The organism is Franconibacter pulveris, from assembly GCF_056780215.1.
This window is the reverse complement of record NZ_CM165555.1, coordinates 4330833-4352020: the sequence shown is the minus strand read 5'-3', so window position 1 is coordinate 4352020 and position 21188 is coordinate 4330833. Positions and strand designations below refer to the sequence as shown.

17 protein-coding genes are annotated in these 21188 nt (G+C 56.8%); 11 read left to right on the top strand and 6 right to left on the bottom strand.

Annotation, left to right across the window (positions count from 1 at the left end):
• Positions 1-60: 60 nt before the first annotated feature.
• The 5 genes from ACU4F7_RS20595 to ACU4F7_RS20575 form a co-directional block, all read right to left on the bottom strand.
• Entirely contained in the window at positions 61-864 is an 804-nt protein-coding gene (locus ACU4F7_RS20595) for a MetQ/NlpA family ABC transporter substrate-binding protein (protein WP_029590598.1), read from the bottom strand.
• 25 nt (positions 865-889) lie between these two features.
• Entirely contained in the window at positions 890-1558 is a 669-nt protein-coding gene (locus ACU4F7_RS20590) for a methionine ABC transporter permease (protein WP_029590596.1), read from the bottom strand.
• Positions 1551-2573 carry a methionine ABC transporter ATP-binding protein gene (locus ACU4F7_RS20585; protein WP_024557043.1) on the bottom strand — a complete coding sequence of 341 codons (1023 nt, stop codon included), beginning with the start codon at positions 2571-2573 and terminating at the stop codon, positions 1551-1553. The genes ACU4F7_RS20590 and ACU4F7_RS20585 overlap by 8 nt, the downstream gene beginning before the upstream one ends.
• Before the next feature lie 256 nt (positions 2574-2829).
• The gene (gene yhhY, locus ACU4F7_RS20580) at positions 2830-3330 is read right to left on the bottom strand and encodes an N-acetyltransferase (protein ID WP_481637663.1); all 501 of its coding nucleotides are present in this window, start codon (positions 3328-3330) and stop codon (positions 2830-2832) included.
• A 244-nt stretch (positions 3331-3574) separates the two neighbouring features.
• Positions 3575-4261, bottom strand: a complete 687-nt coding sequence (locus tag ACU4F7_RS20575; protein WP_481637662.1) for a bactofilin family protein — start codon at positions 4259-4261, stop codon at positions 3575-3577.
• 255 nt (positions 4262-4516) lie between these two features.
• Here ACU4F7_RS20575 and ACU4F7_RS20570 point away from each other — a divergent pair, with 255 nt between their 5' ends.
• The 5 genes from ACU4F7_RS20570 (at position 4517) to gntU (ending at position 9531) form a co-directional block, all read left to right on the top strand.
• The gene (locus ACU4F7_RS20570; RefSeq protein ID WP_481637661.1) at positions 4517-5557 is read left to right on the top strand and encodes an oxidoreductase; all 1041 of its coding nucleotides are present in this window, start codon (positions 4517-4519) and stop codon (positions 5555-5557) included.
• A gap of 146 nt (positions 5558-5703) precedes the next feature.
• Positions 5704-6399: a pirin family protein gene (locus ACU4F7_RS20565; protein WP_029590591.1), complete on the top strand. Its 696-nt coding sequence runs from the start codon at positions 5704-5706 to the stop codon at positions 6397-6399.
• Between the two features lie 100 nt (positions 6400-6499).
• A complete protein-coding gene (gene gntR, locus ACU4F7_RS20560) occupies positions 6500-7495 on the top strand; it encodes a gluconate operon transcriptional repressor GntR (protein ID WP_029590590.1) in 996 nt (331 codons plus the stop codon).
• Between the two features lie 155 nt (positions 7496-7650).
• On the top strand, positions 7651-8175 hold the full coding sequence (gene gntK, locus ACU4F7_RS20555) for a gluconokinase (RefSeq protein ID WP_029590589.1): 525 nt from the start codon (positions 7651-7653) through the stop codon (positions 8173-8175).
• Between the two features lie 15 nt (positions 8176-8190).
• Complete coding sequence (gene gntU / locus ACU4F7_RS20550) at positions 8191-9531, top strand: gluconate transporter (protein WP_481637660.1); 1341 nt, start codon at positions 8191-8193, stop codon at positions 9529-9531.
• Between the two features lie 32 nt (positions 9532-9563).
• On the opposite strand, the gene ACU4F7_RS20545 is transcribed toward gntU, so the two are convergent.
• The gene (locus tag ACU4F7_RS20545) at positions 9564-10157 is read right to left on the bottom strand and encodes a YhgN family NAAT transporter (protein ID WP_481637659.1); all 594 of its coding nucleotides are present in this window, start codon (positions 10155-10157) and stop codon (positions 9564-9566) included.
• Between the two features lie 178 nt (positions 10158-10335).
• On the opposite strand from ACU4F7_RS20545, the gene asd reads away from it, so the two are divergent.
• The 6 genes from asd (at position 10336) to glgP (ending at position 21171) form a co-directional block, all read left to right on the top strand.
• Positions 10336-11442, top strand: coding sequence for an aspartate-semialdehyde dehydrogenase (gene asd, locus ACU4F7_RS20540; RefSeq protein WP_029590587.1), 1107 nt, complete (start codon positions 10336-10338; stop codon positions 11440-11442).
• Between the two features lie 267 nt (positions 11443-11709).
• The gene (glgB, locus tag ACU4F7_RS20535; protein WP_029590586.1) at positions 11710-13896 is read left to right on the top strand and encodes a 1,4-alpha-glucan branching enzyme; all 2187 of its coding nucleotides are present in this window, start codon (positions 11710-11712) and stop codon (positions 13894-13896) included.
• Entirely contained in the window at positions 13893-15875 is a 1983-nt protein-coding gene (gene glgX / locus ACU4F7_RS20530; protein WP_481637658.1) for a glycogen debranching protein GlgX, read from the top strand. Before glgB ends, glgX begins: the two co-directional genes overlap by 4 nt.
• A 14-nt stretch (positions 15876-15889) precedes the next feature.
• The gene (gene glgC / locus ACU4F7_RS20525; protein WP_029590584.1) at positions 15890-17173 is read left to right on the top strand and encodes a glucose-1-phosphate adenylyltransferase; all 1284 of its coding nucleotides are present in this window, start codon (positions 15890-15892) and stop codon (positions 17171-17173) included.
• A gap of 97 nt (positions 17174-17270) precedes the next feature.
• Positions 17271-18704 carry a glycogen synthase GlgA gene (glgA, locus tag ACU4F7_RS20520; RefSeq protein WP_029590583.1) on the top strand — a complete coding sequence of 478 codons (1434 nt, stop codon included), beginning with the start codon at positions 17271-17273 and terminating at the stop codon, positions 18702-18704.
• Between the two features lie 19 nt (positions 18705-18723).
• Positions 18724-21171: a glycogen phosphorylase gene (gene glgP, locus ACU4F7_RS20515; protein ID WP_029590582.1), complete on the top strand. Its 2448-nt coding sequence runs from the start codon at positions 18724-18726 to the stop codon at positions 21169-21171.
• The last annotated feature ends 17 nt before the right edge of the window (positions 21172-21188 follow it).

The window sequence follows — 21188 nt, the reverse complement described above, 5'->3', positions numbered from 1 at the left end:
TCGCCTGCGGCTTAAAGAAGAGAAAGGATGGCCGCTTAACCTGCGGCTATCTTTTTTCGCTTAGTTATTTACCGGAATGACCGCGCCTTTATATTTGGTGCGGATCCAGTCCTGAATTTCTTTAGAGTGCAGTACGTTCACCAGCGCGACGATATCTTTTTTCTTCTCGTCGCCGCGGTGTACGGTAATGATGTTGGCGTACGGGTTATTTTCGCCGCTTTCCACCGCGATTGGGTCTTTCACCGGATCCAGACCAGCGTCGATGGCGTAGTTAGCGTTAATCACCACCGCGTCGCCTTCGTCGTTGGCGTACATCTGCGGCAGCAGGGAGCCTTCAACGTTCGGCAGGAACTGCAGTTTTTTCGGGTTTTCCACCACGTCGCTGATGCGTGCGGCGACTTTATCCACGCCCGGCTTCAGCTTAATCACGCCTTCTTTTTCAAAGATAGAGAGAATGCGGCCCTCTTCCGCCACGGCGTCACGCATAATCACTTTGCCGCCCTGAGGCAAATCTTTCAGCGATTTGTATTTTTTAGAGTAAATGCCGATCGGCTCAATATGGATAGCGCCCGCGCTGACAAAGTCATAAGACTTATCGTCGGCGTGATCTTTCAGCACGCTGTTCAGATACGGGATGTGCTGGAAATAGTTAGCGTCGATATCATGGCTCGCCAGGGCGGTATTCGGCAGGATGTAATCCTGGAACGGACGGATTTCGAGATCGATGCCCTGTTTAGCAAGAATAGGTTTCGCCTGCTCCAGAATTTCCGCATGCGGAACGTTAGACGCGCCAACGGTTAAGGTATCAGCCCAGGCGGAAAAGCTTAATGTGGCGGCGGCAATCAGTGTCAGAACTTTTTTCATGTGGTTAATTCTCTGTTGTGTGTGTTTAACGTTTGTCTAAATACTTCGTCAGCGCGTCGCCTATAAACTGAATAATGAAGACGATGACGAGTATGGTTACCGTTGCCACCAGAGTGACATCGTTGTGGTTGCGCTGGAATCCTTCCAGATAAGCCAGGTTGCCTAAACCGCCTGCGCCAATAACGCCAGCCATCGCGCTGTAGCTCACCAGCGCGATAAGCGTAACGGTAATGCCGGAGACCAGCGCCGGTGAGGATTCAGGAATTAATACCCGGAAAATAAGCGTGCTCAGGCGAGCGCCCATAGAACGCGTGGCTTCAATCACGCCTTTGTCCACTTCGCGCAGCGCGATTTCAACGAGACGCGCATAAAAGGGCGCCGCGCCGACAATCAACGCTGGCAGCGCGGCATTGGCGCCGAGAATGGTGCCGATAATCGTTTTGGTAAACGGGATCAGCAGCACAATCAAAATAATAAAAGGAATAGAGCGGAAGACGTTTACCACAATAGAAATAACGCCATAGAGCGTCCGGTTCTGGAATAAGCTGCCTCTGGCCGTTAAAAATAACGCCAGCCCCAGAATCAGCCCGAGAATAAACGTCGCAATACCCGACAGCGCCGTCATATAAAGCGTTTCCTGCGTGGCCGCAATAAGCTGGTCCCATTTCAGATGGGGGAAAAATGAATCAGCCACGTTTAATTACCTCACTCTGAATATCATGCTGGCGTAAGTCGTTAAGAATGTTGTTAAGCTGCTCTTCGCTGGCGTCGACATGCAGCCAGAGCTGGCCGAATACCCCCTGCGCGGTTTGCGTCATCCGCCCGTGGAGAATATTAAACGGCACGCCGTAGCGCAGCGTCAGTTCGCCCACGACCGGCTGGTGAGTGCTGTGGCCGACAAACGTGAGTTTGATAATGGTGCCGCGCAGGTTATCGGCCAGTTCCGGCTGAAACGCGTCGTCGTCGTCATGCTGGCTAATCTGGCGCACAAACTGCCGCGTAATTTCCTTTTGCGGGTGGGTAAAGACCTGCAATACGTCGCCTTCTTCCACCACTTTGCCGTTTTCCATCACCGCCACGCGATCGCAAATTTTGCGTACCACGTGCATTTCATGGGTAATCAAAACGATGGTCAGGTTGAAGCGCTTATTGATGTCCTTTAGCAGGTCGAGAATTTGATCGGTGGTTTGCGGGTCAAGCGCCGACGTGGCCTCGTCGCACAGCAGCACGTCGGGGTTGTTGGCCAGCGCCCGCGCAATGCCCACGCGCTGCTTCTGCCCGCCGCTCAGGCGGGAAGGGTAGGCGTTTTCGCGTCCTTTCAGCCCAACCAGTTCAACCAGCTCCGCCACGCGCTTTTTGATGTCCGCTTTTGGGACCCCGGCAATCTGCATCGAAAAAGCGATGTTCTCGCTGACGGTTCTCGACCACAGCAGGTTGAAGTGCTGGAACACCATGCTGATTTTCAGACGCGCGCGGCGCAGCGCTTCGCCCTTCGCCGCCGAAATATCGTGGTCGGCAATCACAACGCTGCCGGCGGTCGGCTTCTCAAGGCCGTTCAGCAGGCGTATCAGGGTGCTTTTCCCGGCGCCGCTGTAGCCGATAATGCCGTAGATCTGCCCGCGCGCGATGGACAAGCTAACGTCATCAACGGCGGTCAGGCTCTCTTTTCCCGTGTGAAAAATTTTGGATATGTTTTTTAGAACAATCATTAACTTTCTTTATCCTGCAAACCGTCATGAGCGCTAAAAGGGCGGGTATGGCGTATGAAGTTTTTTGCCTGGGGCGTTTTTCAGACAAATATATAGAGAGGGTTTATAGCTTTAAAATGACCAAAAAATATTTCATATGAATTTTGGCTATATGCCAAACGGTATGGTCATAAAGCGTAAGAGACCGGGGAAAGAGAACGGCGCTGTCAGGCGACAGCGCCGAAAAAGGTTTACGGCGGAATGTGAAGCAACAAGGTTAACGCGTCTTCATGCGCGCCATGTAGTAAGCGTCTACATATTCGCCGTTGCGCAGGGCGAATTGCTTACCGGTGCCTTCCAGCACAAACCCAAACTTCCGGTAGACCGCCAGCGCGGGCGCGTTGTCGGCAAAGACGGTCAGTTCGATGCGCTCAATGCGCAGCCAGTTATCGCAGAGGTTCACCATCTCCGCCATCAGCGCGGAAGCGACGCCGCGGTTGCGCTGCGCCGGGTGAACGCTCATGCCGAAGGTAGCCACGTGGCTGCGGCGCGGGTTTTGCTCCACCGTCAAAGCAAGATGGCCTGCCACCACATCGTCGATGCAGGCCACTAACTGACGCCGCCCGGCGGGCGGCTGGCTCATGCGCGCCTGCCACATCTCAAAAGAGGGATGAGGAATTTGCAGCGTGTCGTGGTAGACCTCCGGCAGGGCGTTGAGCTGGCGCAGGGCTTCGGTATCCCGGGCTTCGGCGTGACGGACAACCACTTGTTCAGACATGCTTTTCTCCTCATTGAGTGACGGTAATTACCACCTTCCGGGGTTTCGCTTTTGGGGTCAACTGCCATTTTTTGCTAAAAATCGCTGGACACATGCGAATGATAATGATTATTATTGCCGTGCGTTCAGGGAGTCCCCAACGGAGAACCTGAAAGCACGACATTGCTCACATTGCTTCCAGTATTTCTTAGCCAGCCGGGTGCTGGCTTTTTTTTTGCCTGAACGCCGCGGGGTGGGTTAACGTTCAGGCCTGCTTTTTCTCTTTTGCGGGTTTTTGCGGCCCGACTATCGCCTCGTCTGGCGCCGCTTCCGCCGCTATCGGTTGCTCGGCGCTGAAATCAAGGATGTTGGTCTGCGCTTCAACCGGCGTCCAGATCTCCGACTGGCCTACCAGCGCGCCGCCTTTTTTAATCGAAAGCGTCGCATAGGCAATCGCGCCGTGGATTTTGCCGTGCTCGTAAATATCGATGGCTTCAGAGCGGCACTGGCCGTTGACGGTGCCGTCGACAATCAGTTCGCGGCTGGTGATGTTGCCTTCCACCAGCCCGCTGCGCATGATTTTGATAATGCCGCCGCTGGAGTCGATGTTGCCGTACACCGCGCCGTAGATATAAACCTGCCCGGCGGCGGTAATATTGCCTTCAAAGCGCACGTCGGCGGCAACCACAGTATTGTTTTGCTTCTCTTCGCGCGCCGGCTCTTTCTCAACCGCCTGCGGGGCGGTAACCACTTTGTTCTGCGGCGTCTCTGCCGTCGTTTTCATTTTTCCAAACATAATAATAACCTGCTGTTGTAAGGGATGAAGGGTAAAAGCCAATAAGGTCAGGCAGGCGAGCGGCAGCGCCCAGTTCCGGGCGTGATAACACCAGGCCGCCAGCGTCAGCGACCAGAAAAAGAGTCCCGCATTGAAAAAGAGAAAACGCCGATCCATGGTGGTTTGCCTGCGGCTCCGTTGCCCGCCTGTGAAAAGATAAAAGCGCCGGGTTATCCGGGCCGCGCATACTACCACGCACCCGTAACGCTTCAGGGCTAAACACATTCCTGGTTTACAGCAGCGGTCAAAATTCCTCTGCGGAATCAACGAGCCAGGAATAGTGTGCTTTTCGCATTCAGAAAAGCGCCCGGACTGGCGCATGCCCGCATCGGGAGTTAAGGTAAATTGAGTGTCTGAAATAAGGAAAAGAGTATGACCCTCAACTGCGCTTTTATCGGCTTTGGCAAAAGCACCACCCGTTACCATCTGCCTTACGTGCTTATCCGTAAGGATAAATTTCACGTTGCCCATATTTTCCGCCGCCACGAGAAACCGGCGCTGGAACAGCAGCCGGAATATCAGCATATCCACTTCACCAGCAATCTTGACGAGGTGCTGGGCGACGATTCTGTAAAGCTGGTGGTTGTCTGCACTCACGCAGACAGCCATTTCGACTACGCGAAGCGCGCGCTGGAAGCGGGCAAAAACGTGCTGGTGGAGAAGCCCTTCACGCCGACGATTGCCGAGGCGCGGGAGTTGTTCGAACTGGCGCGCAGCAAAGGGCTGACCGTCACGCCTTACCAGAATCGCCGCTTCGACTCTTGCTTCCTCACCACCCGACAGGTGATTGAGAGCGGCAAGCTTGGGCAGATTGTCGAAATCGAAAGCCACTTCGATTACTACCGCCCGACGGCGGAGACCAGGCCGGGCCTGCCGCAGGACGGCATGTTCTACGGCCTTGGTGTGCACACGATGGACCAGATAATCTCGCTGTTCGGCCGACCGGACCATGTCAGCTACGACATCCGCAGCCTGCGCAATAAGGCGAACCCGGACGATACGTTTGAAGCGCAGCTTTTCTATGGCGATATGAAAGCCATCGTCAAAACCAGCCACTTCGTCAAAATCGATTACCCGAAGTTTATCGTGCACGGCACCCAGGGCTCGTTTCTGCGCTATGGCATCGACCAGCAGGAAACCAGCCTGAAAGCGGGCGTCATGCCGGGCGAACCGGGCTTTGCGGCCCATGAAGGCGAAGGGGTGCTGGAGTATGTCAACGGCGCCGGGGAAACCGTGCGTGAGAAGGTCGACGCGGTGCCGGGCGACTACGGCCGCGTCTACGATTCGCTCTATGAAACGCTCGTTAACGGCGCGCCAAATTACGTCAGAGAATCTGAAGTGCTGACCAATCTGGAAATCCTCGAACGCGGTTTCGAACAGGCCTCACCCGCTACGGTAACCCTTGCGAAATAAGGCTTTCTGACTCCTCTGAGCTTATTCATATTTTTTGAACAGAGGAGTCAATTTTCACCCTCTATGATCCTCATCGTTCTCGGTCCACACTACATCCATCGAAACGAACATGGCCTGATGGCTCAGGCGCAACGAGGGTATAAAAGATGATTTTCTTACGCAAAGCAGAAGAACGTGGTCACGCAAATCATGGCTGGCTGGATTCCTGGCACACCTTTTCCTTCGCCAACTATTACGACCCGAACTTTATGGGCTTTTCCGCGCTGCGGGTGATTAACGATGACGTCGTGGCGCCCGGACAAGGGTTCGGCACCCATCCGCACAAAGACATGGAAATCCTGACTTATGTGCTGGAAGGGGCGGTGGAGCACCAGGACAGCATGGGCAACAAAGAGCAGGTGCCTGCGGGCGAGTTCCAGATTATGAGCGCCGGGACCGGGGTGCGTCACTCCGAGTACAACCCGAGCAGCACTGAACGCCTGCGTCTGTACCAGATCTGGATCATTCCGGAAAAAACCGGCATTGAGCCGCGCTACGAGCAGCGCCGCTTCGACGCCGCCCAGGGCCGCCAGCTGGTGCTGTCGCCGGACGCCCGCGACGGTTCGCTGAAAGTTTACCAGGATATGGAGCTTTCCCGCTGGGCGATGGCGAAAGAGGAGCAGTCGGTTTATCCGATAGCCGCCGGGCGCCGCGTCTGGATCCAGGTAGTGAAAGGCGAAGTGACGATTAACGGCACGAAAGCGAAAACCAGCGATGGTCTCGCCATTTGGGATGAGCAGGCGCTCTCCATTCATGCCGACAGCGAAAGCGAAATTCTGCTCTTCGATCTGCCGCCAGTTTAATAACTTAACGCACTTCTCAACCTTCCCTGAAACTGGGGAAGGTTGAGCGTCGTCCGTGCTAGACTGAGCGACAATTTTCACCTCACGCTTATTCAGGACGATGAAAAAGAAAAGACCGGTTCTTCAGGACGTAGCCGATCTCGTCGGCGTTACCAAAATGACCATCAGTCGTTATCTGCGCAACCCTGAGCAGGTTTCGACGGCGTTGCGTGGGAAAATCGCCGTGGCGCTGGATGAGCTTGGCTACATTCCCAACCGGGCGCCCGATATCCTTTCCAACGCCACCAGCCGGGCGGTGGGCGTCTTGCTTCCCTCTTTAACCAATCAGGTGTTCGCCGAGGTGCTGCGCGGTATCGAAAGCGTGATTGACGCGCACGGCTACCAGACCATGCTTGCCCACTATGGCTATAAGCCGGAGCTGGAAGAGGAGCGGCTGGAGTCGATGCTCTCATGGAATATCGACGGCCTGATCCTGACCGAGCGCACCCATACGCCGCGCACGCTGAAAATGATTGAGGTGGCCGGCATTCCGGTGGTGGAGCTGATGGACAGCGTGTCGCCGTGTCTGGATATCGCCGTGGGGTTTGATAACTTCGACGCGGCGCGGCAGATGACCGCGGCGATCATCGCGCGCGGCCATCGTCACGTCGCCTATCTGGGCGCGCGCCTTGATGAGCGCACCATCATGAAACAAAAAGGGTATGAGCAGGCGATGCGGGACGCGGGGCTGACGCCTTACAGCGTCATGGTGGAGCAATCGTCGTCTTATTCCACAGGCATTGAGTTGCTGCGTCAGGCGCGGCGCGAATACCCGCAGCTCGACAGTATCTTCTGTACTAACGACGACCTCGCCATCGGCGCGGCGTTCGAGTGCCAGCGTATGGGCTTGCGCATTCCGCAGGATATGGCGATTGCCGGTTTTCACGGCCACGATATCGGCCAGGTGATGGAGCCGCGCCTCGCCAGCGTCCTGACGCCGCGCGAGCGGATGGGGCGTATCGGCGCCGAGCGTTTACTGGCGCGCATTCGCGGCGAAACGGTAACGCCGACGCTGCTGGATCTCGGTTTTACCCTGTCGACGGGCGGATCGATTTGATCGTGCAAATTTGAAGTAGTTCACACTTATCCACTCTCAAAAGCTATGGTTATTGCTAATTAAGGATATGAGCCAGACAATGTTACCGATAACAGTTACCCGTAACAGTCTTGCCCGTAACGCTTTGTGTAATCTGTGCCACCAGGAGCCACGCGATGAGCACAACCAATAACGATCACCATATCTTTGTTCTGATGGGCGTTTCCGGCAGCGGCAAATCCGCCGTGGCCGCTGAAGTGGCGCACCGTCTGAACGCCGCCTTTCTGGATGGCGACTTTCTGCATCCGCGCCGCAACATCATGAAAATGGCGGCGGGCGACCCGCTAAACGATGACGATCGTAAGCCCTGGCTGCAGGCGCTCAACGACGCCGCTTTCGCCATGCAGCGCACCAATAAAGTCTCGCTGATTGTCTGCTCGGCGCTGAAAAAGCGCTATCGCGACATTCTGCGCGACGGCAATCCGAATCTCTCTTTTATCTACCTGAAAGGCGATTTCGAGGTGATTGAAAGCCGCCTGCGCGCGCGTAAAGGCCACTTCTTCAAGCCGCAGATGCTGGTGACCCAGTTTGAAGCGTTAGAAGAGCCGAAAAACGACGAAGGCGATGTGCTGATTGTCGATATCAACCAGACGCTGGATGAGGTGGTGGAGAGCACCATTGCGCTAATCAATCAAAAATAAAAGGCTATAAAAGTTGTGAATACATTAACCCTCGTGTTAACGGCTGTAGGGTCGGTTCTCCTTTTGCTGTTTTTGGTCATGAAGGCAAGGATGCATGCGTTTGTGGCGCTGATGGTGGTCTCTATCGGCGCCGGGCTTTTCTCCGGCATGCCGCTCGATAAAATCGCGGCGACAATGGAAAAAGGGATGGGCGGCACGCTCGGCTTTCTGGCTGTGGTGGTGGCGCTTGGTGCGATGTTCGGCAAAATCCTGCATGAAACCGGCGCGGTGGACCAGATTGCCCTGAAGATGTTGAAATCTTTCGGTCATAACCGGGCGCATTACGCCATCGGCCTTGCCGGGCTTATCTGCGCGCTGCCGCTCTTCTTTGAAGTGGCGATTGTGCTGCTTATCAGCATCGCCTTCTCTATGGCGCGCCACACCGGCGCCAACCTCGTAAGACTGGTGATCCCGCTGTTTGCCGGCGTGGCCGCCGCCGCTGCCTTCCTGCTGCCGGGGCCCGCGCCTATGCTGCTCGCCTCCCAGATGCACGCTGATTTCGGCTGGATGATTTTGATTGGCCTGTGCGCCGCCGTTCCAGGCATGCTTATCGCCGGTCCGCTGTTCGGCAATTTTATTAGCCGCTATGTGGAACTGCGTATTCCGGACGACATTAACGAGCCTGACTTTGGCGCCAGCAAGCTGCCGTCGTTTGGCTTCAGCCTGTCGCTTATCCTGCTGCCGCTGGTGCTGGTGGGAATGAAAACCATCGCCGCCCGCTTTACGGAGCAGGGCTCCCGCCTGTATGAATGGCTGGAGTTTATCGGCCATCCGTTTACCGCGATTCTCGTCGCCTGCCTGGTGGCTATTTATGGCCTGGCGATGCGCCGCGGCATGCCGAAAGATAAAGTGATGGCGGTATGCGGCCAGGCGCTGCAGCCGGCGGGCATTATCTTGCTGGTGATCGGCGCAGGCGGCGTGTTTAAACAGGTGCTGGTCGATTCTGGCGTCGGCCCGGCGCTGGGCTCAGCCCTGACCGGCATGGGGCTTCCCATTGCCCTTACCTGTTTCGTGCTGGCGGCGGCGGTGCGCATTATTCAGGGTTCCGCCACCGTTGCCTGCCTGACGGCGGTAGGCCTGGTGATGCCGGTTATCGAAAATTTGCACTACTCCGGCGCGCAGCTTGCCGCGCTGTCCATCTGCATTGGCGGCGGCTCGATTGTGGTGAGCCACGTTAATGACGCCGGGTTCTGGCTCTTCGGCAAGTTTACCGGCGCGACGGAAGGGCAGACGCTGAAAACCTGGACGATGATGGAAACCATTCTCGGCACCACCGGCGCCCTCGTCGGGGCGATAGCCTTTACGCTGCTTTCCTGAAAAAAAGGGCTTCCCTGCGGAAGCCCTTTTTCTTATCCCTTCATCCACGCCCTGATGCCGTCCAGGAACATCTGGGTGGCGAGCATCACCAGCACTAACCCCATCAAGCGCTCCAGCGCGTTTACCCCTTTTTCGCCAAGCAGCCTTAAGAAAAGCGAGGACTGCAACAGAATGACGAAGGTGCCGCCCCAGGCGAGCAGCAGCGCGATAACCAGGTGGCCCATCTGGTTTGGATATTGATGCGAAAGCAGCATCAGCGTGGCGAGCAGCGTCGGCCCCGCCACCAGCGGAATGGCGAGCGGCACGATGAACGGCTCTTCGCCCGCTGGCAGCCCGGTGCTGCTGCCCTCGTGGCTTGGGAAAATCATTTTAATGGCGATTAAGAAAAGGATAATGCCCCCGGAAATAGAGACGGTTTCCGCCCGCAGATTCAGGAACGCCAGAATTTTTTCGCCCGCAAAGAGAAAGATGAGCATCAGCAGCAGCGCGATAAACAGCTCCCTGACCATAATGGCCCGCCGACGTTTAGGCTCGGTATGTTTCAGCACCGACATGAAAATCGGCAGGTTGCCCAGCGGATCCATAATCAGGATCAACAACACGGCGGCAGAGGTAATTTCATTCATGAATTATTTTCCTGATAATCAATCGAGCGATGCGGCTCAATAAGCGGCTTTTCTAATGGTCAGGCGATCATTGATTAATTTCACTTGCGACTTTAGCTGCATTTTGTAAGGTGAGGGAATGTCCCGGTGGGCTCACCGGACGCACAACACGCATACACCTCTGCAGGAATGACTCGCTATGAAAAATGTTGGTTTTATCGGCTGGCGCGGTATGGTCGGCTCCGTCCTCATGCAACGCATGGTTGAGGAGCGCGATTTCGACGCCATTCGCCCCGTCTTCTTCTCCACCTCTCAGCACGGTCAGGCTGCGCCCGCTTTTGGCGGCAAGGCCGGTGGTACGCTCCAGGACGCCTATGACCTGGAAGCTCTGAAGGCGCTCGATATTATCGTCACCTGCCAGGGCGGCGATTATACCAACGAAATCTATCCAAAGCTTCGTGAAAGCGGCTGGCAGGGGTACTGGATTGACGCGGCCTCTTCGCTTCGCATGAAAGATGACGCCATCATTATTCTTGACCCGGTCAACCAGCATGTGATTAACGAAGGGCTCGACAAAGGGGTGAAAACCTTTGTCGGCGGCAACTGCACCGTTAGCCTGATGCTCATGTCGCTGGGCGGCCTGTTTGCCAACGATCTTATCGAGTGGGTCTCTGTCGCCACCTATCAGGCAGCTTCCGGCGGCGGCGCGCGCCACATGCGCGAACTGCTGACCCAGATGGGCCTGCTGCATAACTACGTTGCCGATGAACTGGCCAACCCGGCTTCCGCCATTCTGGATATCGAGCGCAAAGTCACGGCGCTTACCCGCAGCGGCGACCTGCCGGTAGATAACTTCGGCGTGCCGCTGGCGGGCGGTCTGATCCCCTGGATTGACAAACAGCTCGACAACGGCCAGAGCCGCGAAGAGTGGAAAGGTCAGGCGGAGACAAACAAAATTCTCAACACGGCGCACACCATTCCGGTGGACGGCCTGTGTGTACGCATCGGCGCGCTGCGCTGCCACAGCCAGGCCTTCACCCTTAAATTGAAAAAAGATGTTTCTATTGCAACGGTTGAAGAGATGCTCGCTGCGCATAACCCATGGGCGAAAGTGGTGCCGAACGACCGTGAAATTACCATGCGCGAACTGACGCCGGCCGCCGTCACCGGCACGCTGACGACGCCGGTAGGCCGTCTGCGCAAGCTTAACATGGGGCCGGAATACCTCTCGGCGTTCACGGTGGGCGACCAGCTCCTGTGGGGCGCAGCGGAGCCGCTACGGCGCGTGCTGCGTCAGCTGGCTTAAGCGTTGATATTAAGGGAGCGATTATCGCTCCCTTTTTTGTGTCTGTAAGCGAAGGATTAACGCTGATGATCACTATTTTTAGCAGGAGTAAAATTACGCGTTGGCTATGCTTAGGGTAAGGCGGAATTAACGCGCCAAACCTCAAGGTGGAACGGAGCAGAAAAGGGCCATTTATCTCTGCCCGTTCAGGTCAATAAAAAAGTGCCGCTACCGGACGCGAAGGCGTAAGGCTGGAGAGGGGCGGCACAAAAAAACAGGATGAATGCCATGTCTGATCGTGTAGATAGAGACGTGATTAATGCGCTTATCGCAGGCCACTTTGCGGATCCCTTTTCCGTACTCGGCATGCATAAAACCGAAGCTGGACTGGAAGTCCGCGCGCTCCTTCCCGACGCCACCGAAGTGTGGGTCATTGAACCAAAAACCGGACGCAAGGTAGGCAAGCTTGAATGCCTTGATTCCCGAGGTTTTTTTAGCGGCGTCCTGCCGCGACGCAAGAATTTTTTCCGCTATCAGCTGGCGGTTATCTGGCACGGGCAACAGAACCTGATCGATGACCCTTACCGTTTCGGACCGCTGCTGCAGGACCTGGACGTCTGGCTGCTTTCTGAGGGCACCCACCTTCGCCCTTATGAAACGCTGGGCGCGCATGCGGAGACGATGGACGGCGTCACCGGCACGCGCTTTTCAGTATGGGCGCCTAACGCTCGCCGCGTTTCGGTCGTGGGACAGTTTAACTACTGGGACGGCCGCCGCCACCCGATGCGTCTGCGTAAAGAGAGCGGCATCTGGGAGCTTTTCATTCCCGGCGCCCATAACGGCCAGCTCTATAAATTCGAGCTGATTGATGCCGAAGGAAACCTGCGCATTAAAGCGGACCCGTATGCGTTTGAAGCACAAATGCGCCCGGAGACCGCCTCGCTGATTTGCGGTCTGCCGGAAAAGACGCCGATTACTCCGGCGCGCCAGAAGGCGAATCAGTTTGACGCGCCCATCTCCATTTATGAGGTTCACCTGGGTTCATGGCGTCGTCACCCGGAAAGCAACTTCTGGCTGAGCTATCGCGATCTGGCGGAGCAACTGGTGCCTTACGTTAAAGGCATGGGCTTTACCCATATTGAACTGCTGCCGATTAACGAGCACCCCTTCGATGGCAGCTGGGGCTATCAGCCCACCGGCCTCTACGCTCCGACCCGCCGCTTCGGCACGCGCGACGACTTTAAATACTTTATTAACGCCGCGCATGCCGCCGGCCTGAACGTGATCCTCGACTGGGTGCCCGGTCATTTTCCTTCCGATGATTTCGCCCTCGCCAAATTCGACGGCACCGCGCTGTATGAGCACAGCGACCCGCGTGAAGGCTACCATCAGGACTGGAACACGCTTATCTACAACTATGGCCGCCGCGAGGTGAGCAACTTCCTGGTGGGCAACGCCCTCTACTGGATTGAGCGCTTCGGCATTGACGCGCTGCGCGTGGATGCGGTGGCCTCGATGGTCTATCGCGACTACAGCCGCGCGCCGGGCGAGTGGATCCCGAACCAGCACGGCGGGCGTGAAAACCTTGAAGCGGTTGAATTCCTGCGCAACACCAACCGCATCATCGGCGAGCAGGTCTCCGGCGCCGTCTCAATGGCGGAAGAGTCGACCGATTTCGGCGGCGTGACCCGTCCGCCGTCAACAGGCGGCCTCGGCTTCTGGTACAAGTGGAATATGGGCTGGATGCATGACAGCCTGAATTACATGAAGCTCGATCCGGTTCACCGCCAGTACCATCACGACCAGATGTCCTTCGGCATGGTCTACAACTACTCGGAAAACTTCGTGTTGCCGCTGTCGCACGATGAAGTGGTGCATGGCAAAAAATCGATTCTGGACCGCATGCCGGGCGACGCCTGGCAGAAGTTCGCTAACCTGCGCGCTTACTACGCCTGGATGTGGGCCTTCCCTGGCAAAAAACTGCTGTTTATGGGTAATGAATTCGCCCAGGGACGCGAATGGAACCACGACAGCAGCCTGGACTGGCACCTGCTGGAAGGGGGCGATAACTGGCACCACGGCGTACAGCGCCTGGTGCGCGACCTGAACTTCGCTTATCGCCACCATAAGGCGCTGCACGAGCTGGACTACGACCCGTATGGCTTTGAATGGCTGGTGGTGGAAGACCGCGCGAACTCCGTATTTGTTTTCGTCCGCCGCGACAGGCAGGGCAACGAAATTATTGTCGCCAGCAACTTTACCCCGGTAGTGCGCCACAATTACCGCTTCGGCATTAACCAGCCTGGCCGCTGGCGCGAAGAGGTTAATACCGACTCCATTCACTATCATGGTAGCAACGCCGGGAATGGCGGGGCGGTAGAGAGCGAGGCGATTCCAAGCCATGGTCATGATCATTCCCTTTCCCTGACGCTGCCGCCGCTGGCCACCATCTGGCTGGTACGGGAGGGTGAATGACGCAGTTGCAGGAGGGGCAACCCGCGCCATTGGGCGCGCACTATGACGGCCATGGCATTAATTTCACCCTCTTTTCCGCTCACGCGGAAAAGGTGGAGCTTTGTGTCTTCGACGACGACGGCAACGAGCAGCGTTATGCGTTGCCTGAACGCAGCGGCGACATCTGGCATGGCTATCTGCCGAAGGCCAGGCCTGGCGTGCGCTACGGCTATCGCGTACACGGTCCCTGGGATCCGCGCAACGGGCATCGCTTCAACCCGGCCAAGCTGTTGCTGGACCCCTGCGCGCGGGTAGTGGTTGGGCGTACCGCCGACGAGCCGCGCCTGCACGGCGGCCATGATGAGCCCGATCTTCGCGATAATGTCGATGTCATGCCGAAAGCGGTCGTCGTGCAGGATCGTTACGACTGGGAAGACGATGAGCCGCCGGGCACTTCCTGGTGCAGCACAGTCGTTTATGAAGCGCATGTGCGCGGCCTGACGCTGCGCCATCCGGCTATTCCGCAGGAGATTCGCGGCACCTATGCGGCGCTCGCGCATCCCGTCATGCTCGACTACTTTAAACGCCTGGGCATTACGGCGCTGGAGCTGCTGCCTGTTCAGCACTACGCCAGCGAAATGCGTCTGCATCGGCTCGGCCTGACGAACTACTGGGGCTATAACCCGCTGGCGCTCTGGAGCGTGGAGCCGCGTTACGCCGTCAACCAGAACCCTTTCGGCGCGCTGGATGAGTTTCGCGACGCCGTGAAAGCGCTGCACAAAGCGGGTATCGAAGTCATTCTCGATATTGTATTGAATCACAGCGCGGAGGCCGACCTTGACGGGCCGACCTTCTCTCTGCGCGGAATCGATAACCGTAGCTATTATTGGTTAAGGAGCGACGGCGATTATGAGAACTGGACCGGCTGCGGCAATACCCTCAACCTCAGTAATCCAGGGGTGGTCGACTATGTGATGGGGTGCCTGAAGTTCTGGGTCGAAGAGTGCCACGTCGACGGTTTCCGCTTCGATCTCGCGACGGTGATGGGGCGCACGCCTGAGTTTCGCCCCGACGCGCCGCTGCTGGAAGCGATTAAAAACGATCCGCACCTTTCTCGCGTCAAGCTTATCGCCGAAGCGTGGGATGTCGGGCCGAATGGCTATCAGGTAGGCGCCTTTCCGGCCTCTTTCATGGAGTGGAACGACCGCTTTCGCGACGCCATGCGCTGCTTCTGGCTGCATGACGCGCTGACGCTTGGCGATTTCGCTGAAAGCTTCGCGGGCTCCAGCGCGCTCTTTCGCCGCAACGATCGTCCTGCCTGCGCTTCCGTTAACTTCATTACGGCGCATGATGGTTTCACGCTGCGCGACTGTGTCAGCTTTAACCATAAGCACAACGAAGCCAACGGCGAAGATAACCGGGACGGCCATAACCATAACCATACTAACAACCATGGTTATGAAGGGCTTGGCGGTAATCTGGATACGATTGAACGGCGGCGGGTGAGCACTCACGCGCTGCTGCTTTCGCTTTTGCTGTCACGCGGCACGCCGATGCTGCTGGCCGGGGACGAGCACGGCCATAGCCAGCACGGCAATAACAACGCCTACTGCCAGGATAACGAACTGACCTGGATGGACTGGGAGCAGGCGGATGAGGGATTAATTAATTTCACGGCGGCATTGATACATCTGAGGAAGAGTATCCCGGCGCTTACCTGCCAGGCATGGTGGGATGAGGATGACGGCAATGTTCGCTGGCTAAACAACGAGGCGCAGCCTCTGAGGACCGACGAGTGGCAAGGCGGAATTCGTCGCATGCAGATCCAGCTTTCCGATCGTTGGTTAATTACGATTAACGCCACCGCAGAAGTCGGCGACATCGTATTACCCGAAGGGGAATGGCGTGCTATCCCCCCATTTGCCGGAGAGGATAATCCGGTCGTAATGGCTGTATGGCATGGGCCCGCGCACGGTGTGTGCGTATTCCAGAAGTCATAAATAAGGAGTCAGTCATGGTAAGGTTTGAGAAGAACGATCCTCTGATGTTGGCAAGACAGCTGCCCTTAAAATCTGTCGCACTTATTCTGGCTGGCGGGCGTGGCACACGACTGAAAGACCTCACTACGACTCGCGCCAAACCTGCCGTTCACTTCGGCGGGAAATTCCGCATCATCGATTTTGCCTTATCTAACTGCATTAACTCAGGCATTCGACGTATCGGGGTTATCACTCAGTACCAGTCTCATACGCTGGTGCAGCACATTCAGCGCGGCTGGTCGTTTTTCAGCGAAGAGATGAACGAGTTCGTCGATTTGCTGCCCGCCCAGCAGCGCGTCCATGGAGAAAACTGGTATCGCGGCACGGCGGACGCCGTGACGCAAAACCTCGACATCATCCGCCGTTATAAAGCGGAATATGTCGTTATCCTCGCAGGCGACCATATCTATAAACAGGACTATTCGCGCATGCTTATCGACCACGTCGAAAAAGGCGCGCGCTGCACGGTAGCCTGTTTGCCGGTCCCCAAAGCGGAGGCGACGGCGTTCGGCGTCATGGCGGTGGATGAAAACGACAGGGTTATCGACTTCGTTGAGAAGCCGGCTAACCCGCCCACCATGCCTGGCGACGACACGAAATCACTCGCCAGCATGGGGATTTACATCTTTGATGCCGACTATCTCTACGAGTTGCTGGAAGAAGATGACAAGGATGAGAAGTCCAGCCACGATTTCGGTAAAGACATTATTCCGAAAGTGACCCGCTCGGGCGAAGCTTTCGCCCATCCGTTCCCGCTCTCCTGCGTGCAGTCTGACCCGGACGCCGAGCCGTACTGGCGCGACGTAGGGACGCTTGAAGCTTACTGGAAAGCGAACCTCGACCTGGCCTCGGTCACGCCGGAACTGGATATGTACGACCATAACTGGCCGATTCGCACCCATATGGAATCGCTGCCGCCGGCGAAATTTGTGCAGGACCGCTCCGGCAGCCACGGCATGACGCTTAACTCGCTGGTTTCCGGCGGCTGCATTATTTCCGGCTCTGTTGTCGTGCAATCCGTGCTTTTCCCCAGAGTGCGCATAAACTCATTCTGTAACATCGACTCGGCGGTGCTGTTGCCCGATGTCTGGGTAGGCCGCTCCTGTCGCCTGCGTCGCTGTGTTATCGACCGGGCCTGTGTTATCCCTGAAGGCATGGTGATAGGTGAAAACGCTGAGGAAGACGCTCGCCGTTTCTACCGTTCCGAAGAGGGAATTGTGTTAGTGACGCGCGAAATGCTGGCCCGTTTACCGGGTTGATTCGCGCAGGGAGGTAAACCGCGCGCGGAAGGCTCCGCGCGTTGTGTTTTTCACGTTCGGCGCGCTGTTCGCGCTGAATCTTTGAACGGGAGCGATAATGCAGGTCTTACATGTATGTTCTGAAATATTCCCTCTGCTGAAAACCGGCGGACTGGCAGACGTTATCGGCGCATTACCTGCTGCGCAAATTGCCGGGGGGGTAGATACTCGTGTGCTGTTGCCCGCGTTTCCTGATATTCGTCGCGGCATTACCGATGCCCGGATTGTGGCGCGCAGGGATACCTTCGCGGGTGAAATCACGCTTTTGTATGGACACTTCAACGGGGTTGGCATTTACCTTATTGACGCCCCGCACTTATACGATCGTCCTGGAAGCCCGTATCACGATACCAACCTTTACGCCTATACCGACAACGTGATTCGCTTCGCGCTGCTGGGGTGGGTAGGCAGCGAAATGGCCTGCGGGCTGGACCCGTACTGGCATCCTGACGTGGTGCACGCGCACGACTGGCATGCGGGGCTGGTGCCTGCTTATCTGGAGCTGCGCGGTCGTCCGGCGAAATCGGTCTTCACCGTACATAACCTGGCCTATCAGGGGATGTTCTTCGCGCAACACATGGATGACATTCAGCTGCCGTGGTCTTTCTATGATGTGGAAGGGCTGGAGTTCAACGGTCAAATCTCCTTCCTGAAAGCGGGACTATACTATGCAGACCATATCACAGCGGTAAGCCCGACCTACGCGCGCGAAATTACTGAGCCGCAGTACGCTTACGGGATGGAGGGGCTGTTGCGCCAGCGCCACCGCGAAGGCAGGCTTTCCGGCATTCTCAACGGCGTGGATGAGAACATCTGGGACCCGGCGCACGATCTCTTGCTCGCCTCGCGCTATACCCGCGATACGCTGGAAGAGAAGGCGGAAAACAAACGCCAGTTGCAGATTGCGATGGGCCTGAAGGTTAACGACAAAGTGCCGCTGTTCGCCGTGGTGAGCCGCCTTACCAGCCAGAAAGGGCTGGACCTGGTGCTTGAGGCGCTGCCGGGGCTGCTCGAGCAGGGCGGCCAACTTGCGCTGCTCGGCGCGGGCGACCCGGTGCTTCAGGAAGGGTTTCTCGCCGCCGCCGCGGAACATCCGGGGCAGGTGGGCGTGCAAATCGGCTATCACGAAGCGTTTTCTCACCGCATCATGGGCGGCGCGGACGTCATTCTGGTGCCGAGTCGTTTCGAACCGTGCGGTCTTACACAACTTTATGGCCTGAAGTATGGAACACTGCCGCTTGTGCGGCGCACAGGGGGTCTTGCGGATACCGTTTCCGACAGCTCGCTGGAGAACTTAGCAGACGGAATCGCCAGTGGATTCGTCTTTGAGGACAGTAATGCCTGGTCGCTGTTGCGGGCGATTCGGCGTGCTTTCGTGTTGTGGTCCCGCCCCTCGCTCTGGCGCTTTGTTCAGCGTCAGGCGATGGGCATGGATTTTAGCTGGCAGGTCGCCGCGCAGTCTTATCGCGATCTCTATCAACGCTTGTTGTAACCATCCAGGAATCACGTAAATGAATGCACCGTTTAGCTATGCGTCACCTACGCTGAGCGTCGAGGCGCTAAAACATTCCATTGCCTATAAGCTGATGTTCACCATAGGCAAAGACCCGGCCATCGCCAATAAACACGAGTGGCTGAACGCCACGCTGTTCGCGGTGCGTGACCGCATGGTTGAACGCTGGCTGCGCTCTTACCGGGCGCAGCTGTCGCAGGAAGTGCGCCAGGTTTATTACCTGTCAATGGAGTTTCTGATTGGCCGCACCTTGTCTAACTCGCTGCTTTCGCTCGGCATTTATGAAGATGTGAAAAACGCGCTGGAGGAGATGGGGCTGGATCTGGAAGAGTTGATTGACGAAGAGAACGACCCCGGGCTTGGCAACGGCGGCCTGGGACGTCTCGCCGCCTGCTTCCTCGACTCGCTCGCCACGCTCGGCCTGCCGGGTCGCGGCTACGGCATTCGCTACGATTACGGCATGTTCAAGCAGAACATCGTCGACGGCCAGCAAAAAGAGTCGCCGGACTACTGGCTCGAATATGGCAACCCCTGGGAGTTTGAGCGCCACAATACCCGCTACAAAGTGCGTTTCGGCGGGCGTATCCAGCAGGAAGGCAAACGCACCCGCTGGGTCGAGACCGAAGAGATCCTCGCCGTCGCTTATGACCAGATTATTCCTGGCTACGACACCGACGCCACCAATACGCTGCGCCTGTGGAGCGCCCAGGCGAGTAGCGAAATCAACCTTGGTAAATTCAACCAGGGGGATTACTTCGCGGCGGTGGAAGATAAAAACCACTCGGAAAACGTATCGCGCGTTCTCTACCCGGATGATTCCACCTATTCGGGGCGTGAACTGCGCCTGCGTCAGGAGTACTTCCTGGTGTCGGCCACTATTCAGGACATCCTGAGCCGTCACTATCAGCTACACAAAACCTACGCCAACCTGGCGCAGAAAGTCGCCATTCACCTTAACGACACGCACCCGGTGCTCTCCATTCCGGAGCTCATGCGGGTGCTGATTGACGAACATAAGTTCGGCTGGGACGAGGCGTTCGAGACGACCTGCCAGGTTTTCTCTTACACCAACCATACGCTGATGAGCGAAGCGCTGGAGACGTGGCCGGTGGATATGCTGGGTAAAATCCTGCCGCGCCATCTGCAGATTATTTTCGAAATTAACGACTACTTCCTGAAAACCCTTCAGGAGCAATACCCCACGGATACCGGCCTGCTGAGCCGCGTGTCGATCATCGACGAATCGGGCGGTCGCCGCGTGCGCATGGCGTGGCTTGCGGTAGTGGTGAGCCATAAAGTGAATGGCGTATCCGAGCTGCACTCCAACCTGATGGTGCAGTCGCTGTTCGCCGACTTCGCGAAAATCTTCCCGATGCGCTTTACCAACGTCACCAACGGCGTGACGCCGCGCCGCTGGCTGGCGCTGGCCAACCCGTCGCTTTCGGAAGTGCTGGATAAAAACATCGGCCGCACCTGGCGCACCGATCTCAGCCAGCTAAGCGAGCTTGAGCAGCATATCGATTATCCATCGGTGAACCAGCAGGTGCGCAACGCCAAGCTCGCCAACAAGCGCCGGCTCGCCGTCTGGATAGCGCAGCAGCTCAACGTGGTGGTGAACCCGAAAGCGCTGTTTGACGTGCAGATTAAGCGTATTCACGAATATAAGCGTCAGCTGATGAACGTGCTGCACGTTATCACTCGCTACAATCGTATTAAAGCGGACCCGGAAGCCAACTGGGTGCCGCGCGTGAATATCTTCGCCGGGAAAGCGGCGTCGGCCTATTACATGGCCAAGCACATCATTCACCTGATTAACGACGTGGCGCAGGTCATCAACAACGACCCGCAGGTGAAAGACAAGCTGAAGGTGGTCTTTATTCCTAACTACAGCGTCAGTCTTGCGCAGCTTATCATTCCGGCGGCGGATCTTTCTGAGCAGATCTCGCTTGCCGGGACGGAAGCGTCCGGCACCAGCAACATGAAATTCGCCCTTAACGGCGCGCTGACCATTGGCACGCTGGATGGCGCGAATGTTGAGATGCTGGAGCATGTCGGCTCGGAAAATATCTTTATCTTCGGCAACACCGCCGATGAGGTGGAAGCGCTGCGTCGCCAGGGCTATAACCCGCGCGATTACTACGATAAAGATGAAGAGCTGCGCCAGGTGCTGACGCAGATTGGCACCGGCGTCTTCAGCCCTAACGATCCGGGCCGCTACCGCGACCTGGTGGATTCGCTGATTAACTTTGGCGACCATTATCAGGTGCTGGCGGATTACCGCAGCTATGTAGACTGTCAGGATAAAGTGGATGAGCTTTACAACCAGCAGGAAGAGTGGACCACGCGGGCGATGCACAACATCGCCAACATGGGTTACTTCTCCTCTGACCGCACCATTCAGGAATATGCCGATAACATCTGGAATATTAAGCCGGTGCGCCTGTAACTGCTGAGAACGTAAAA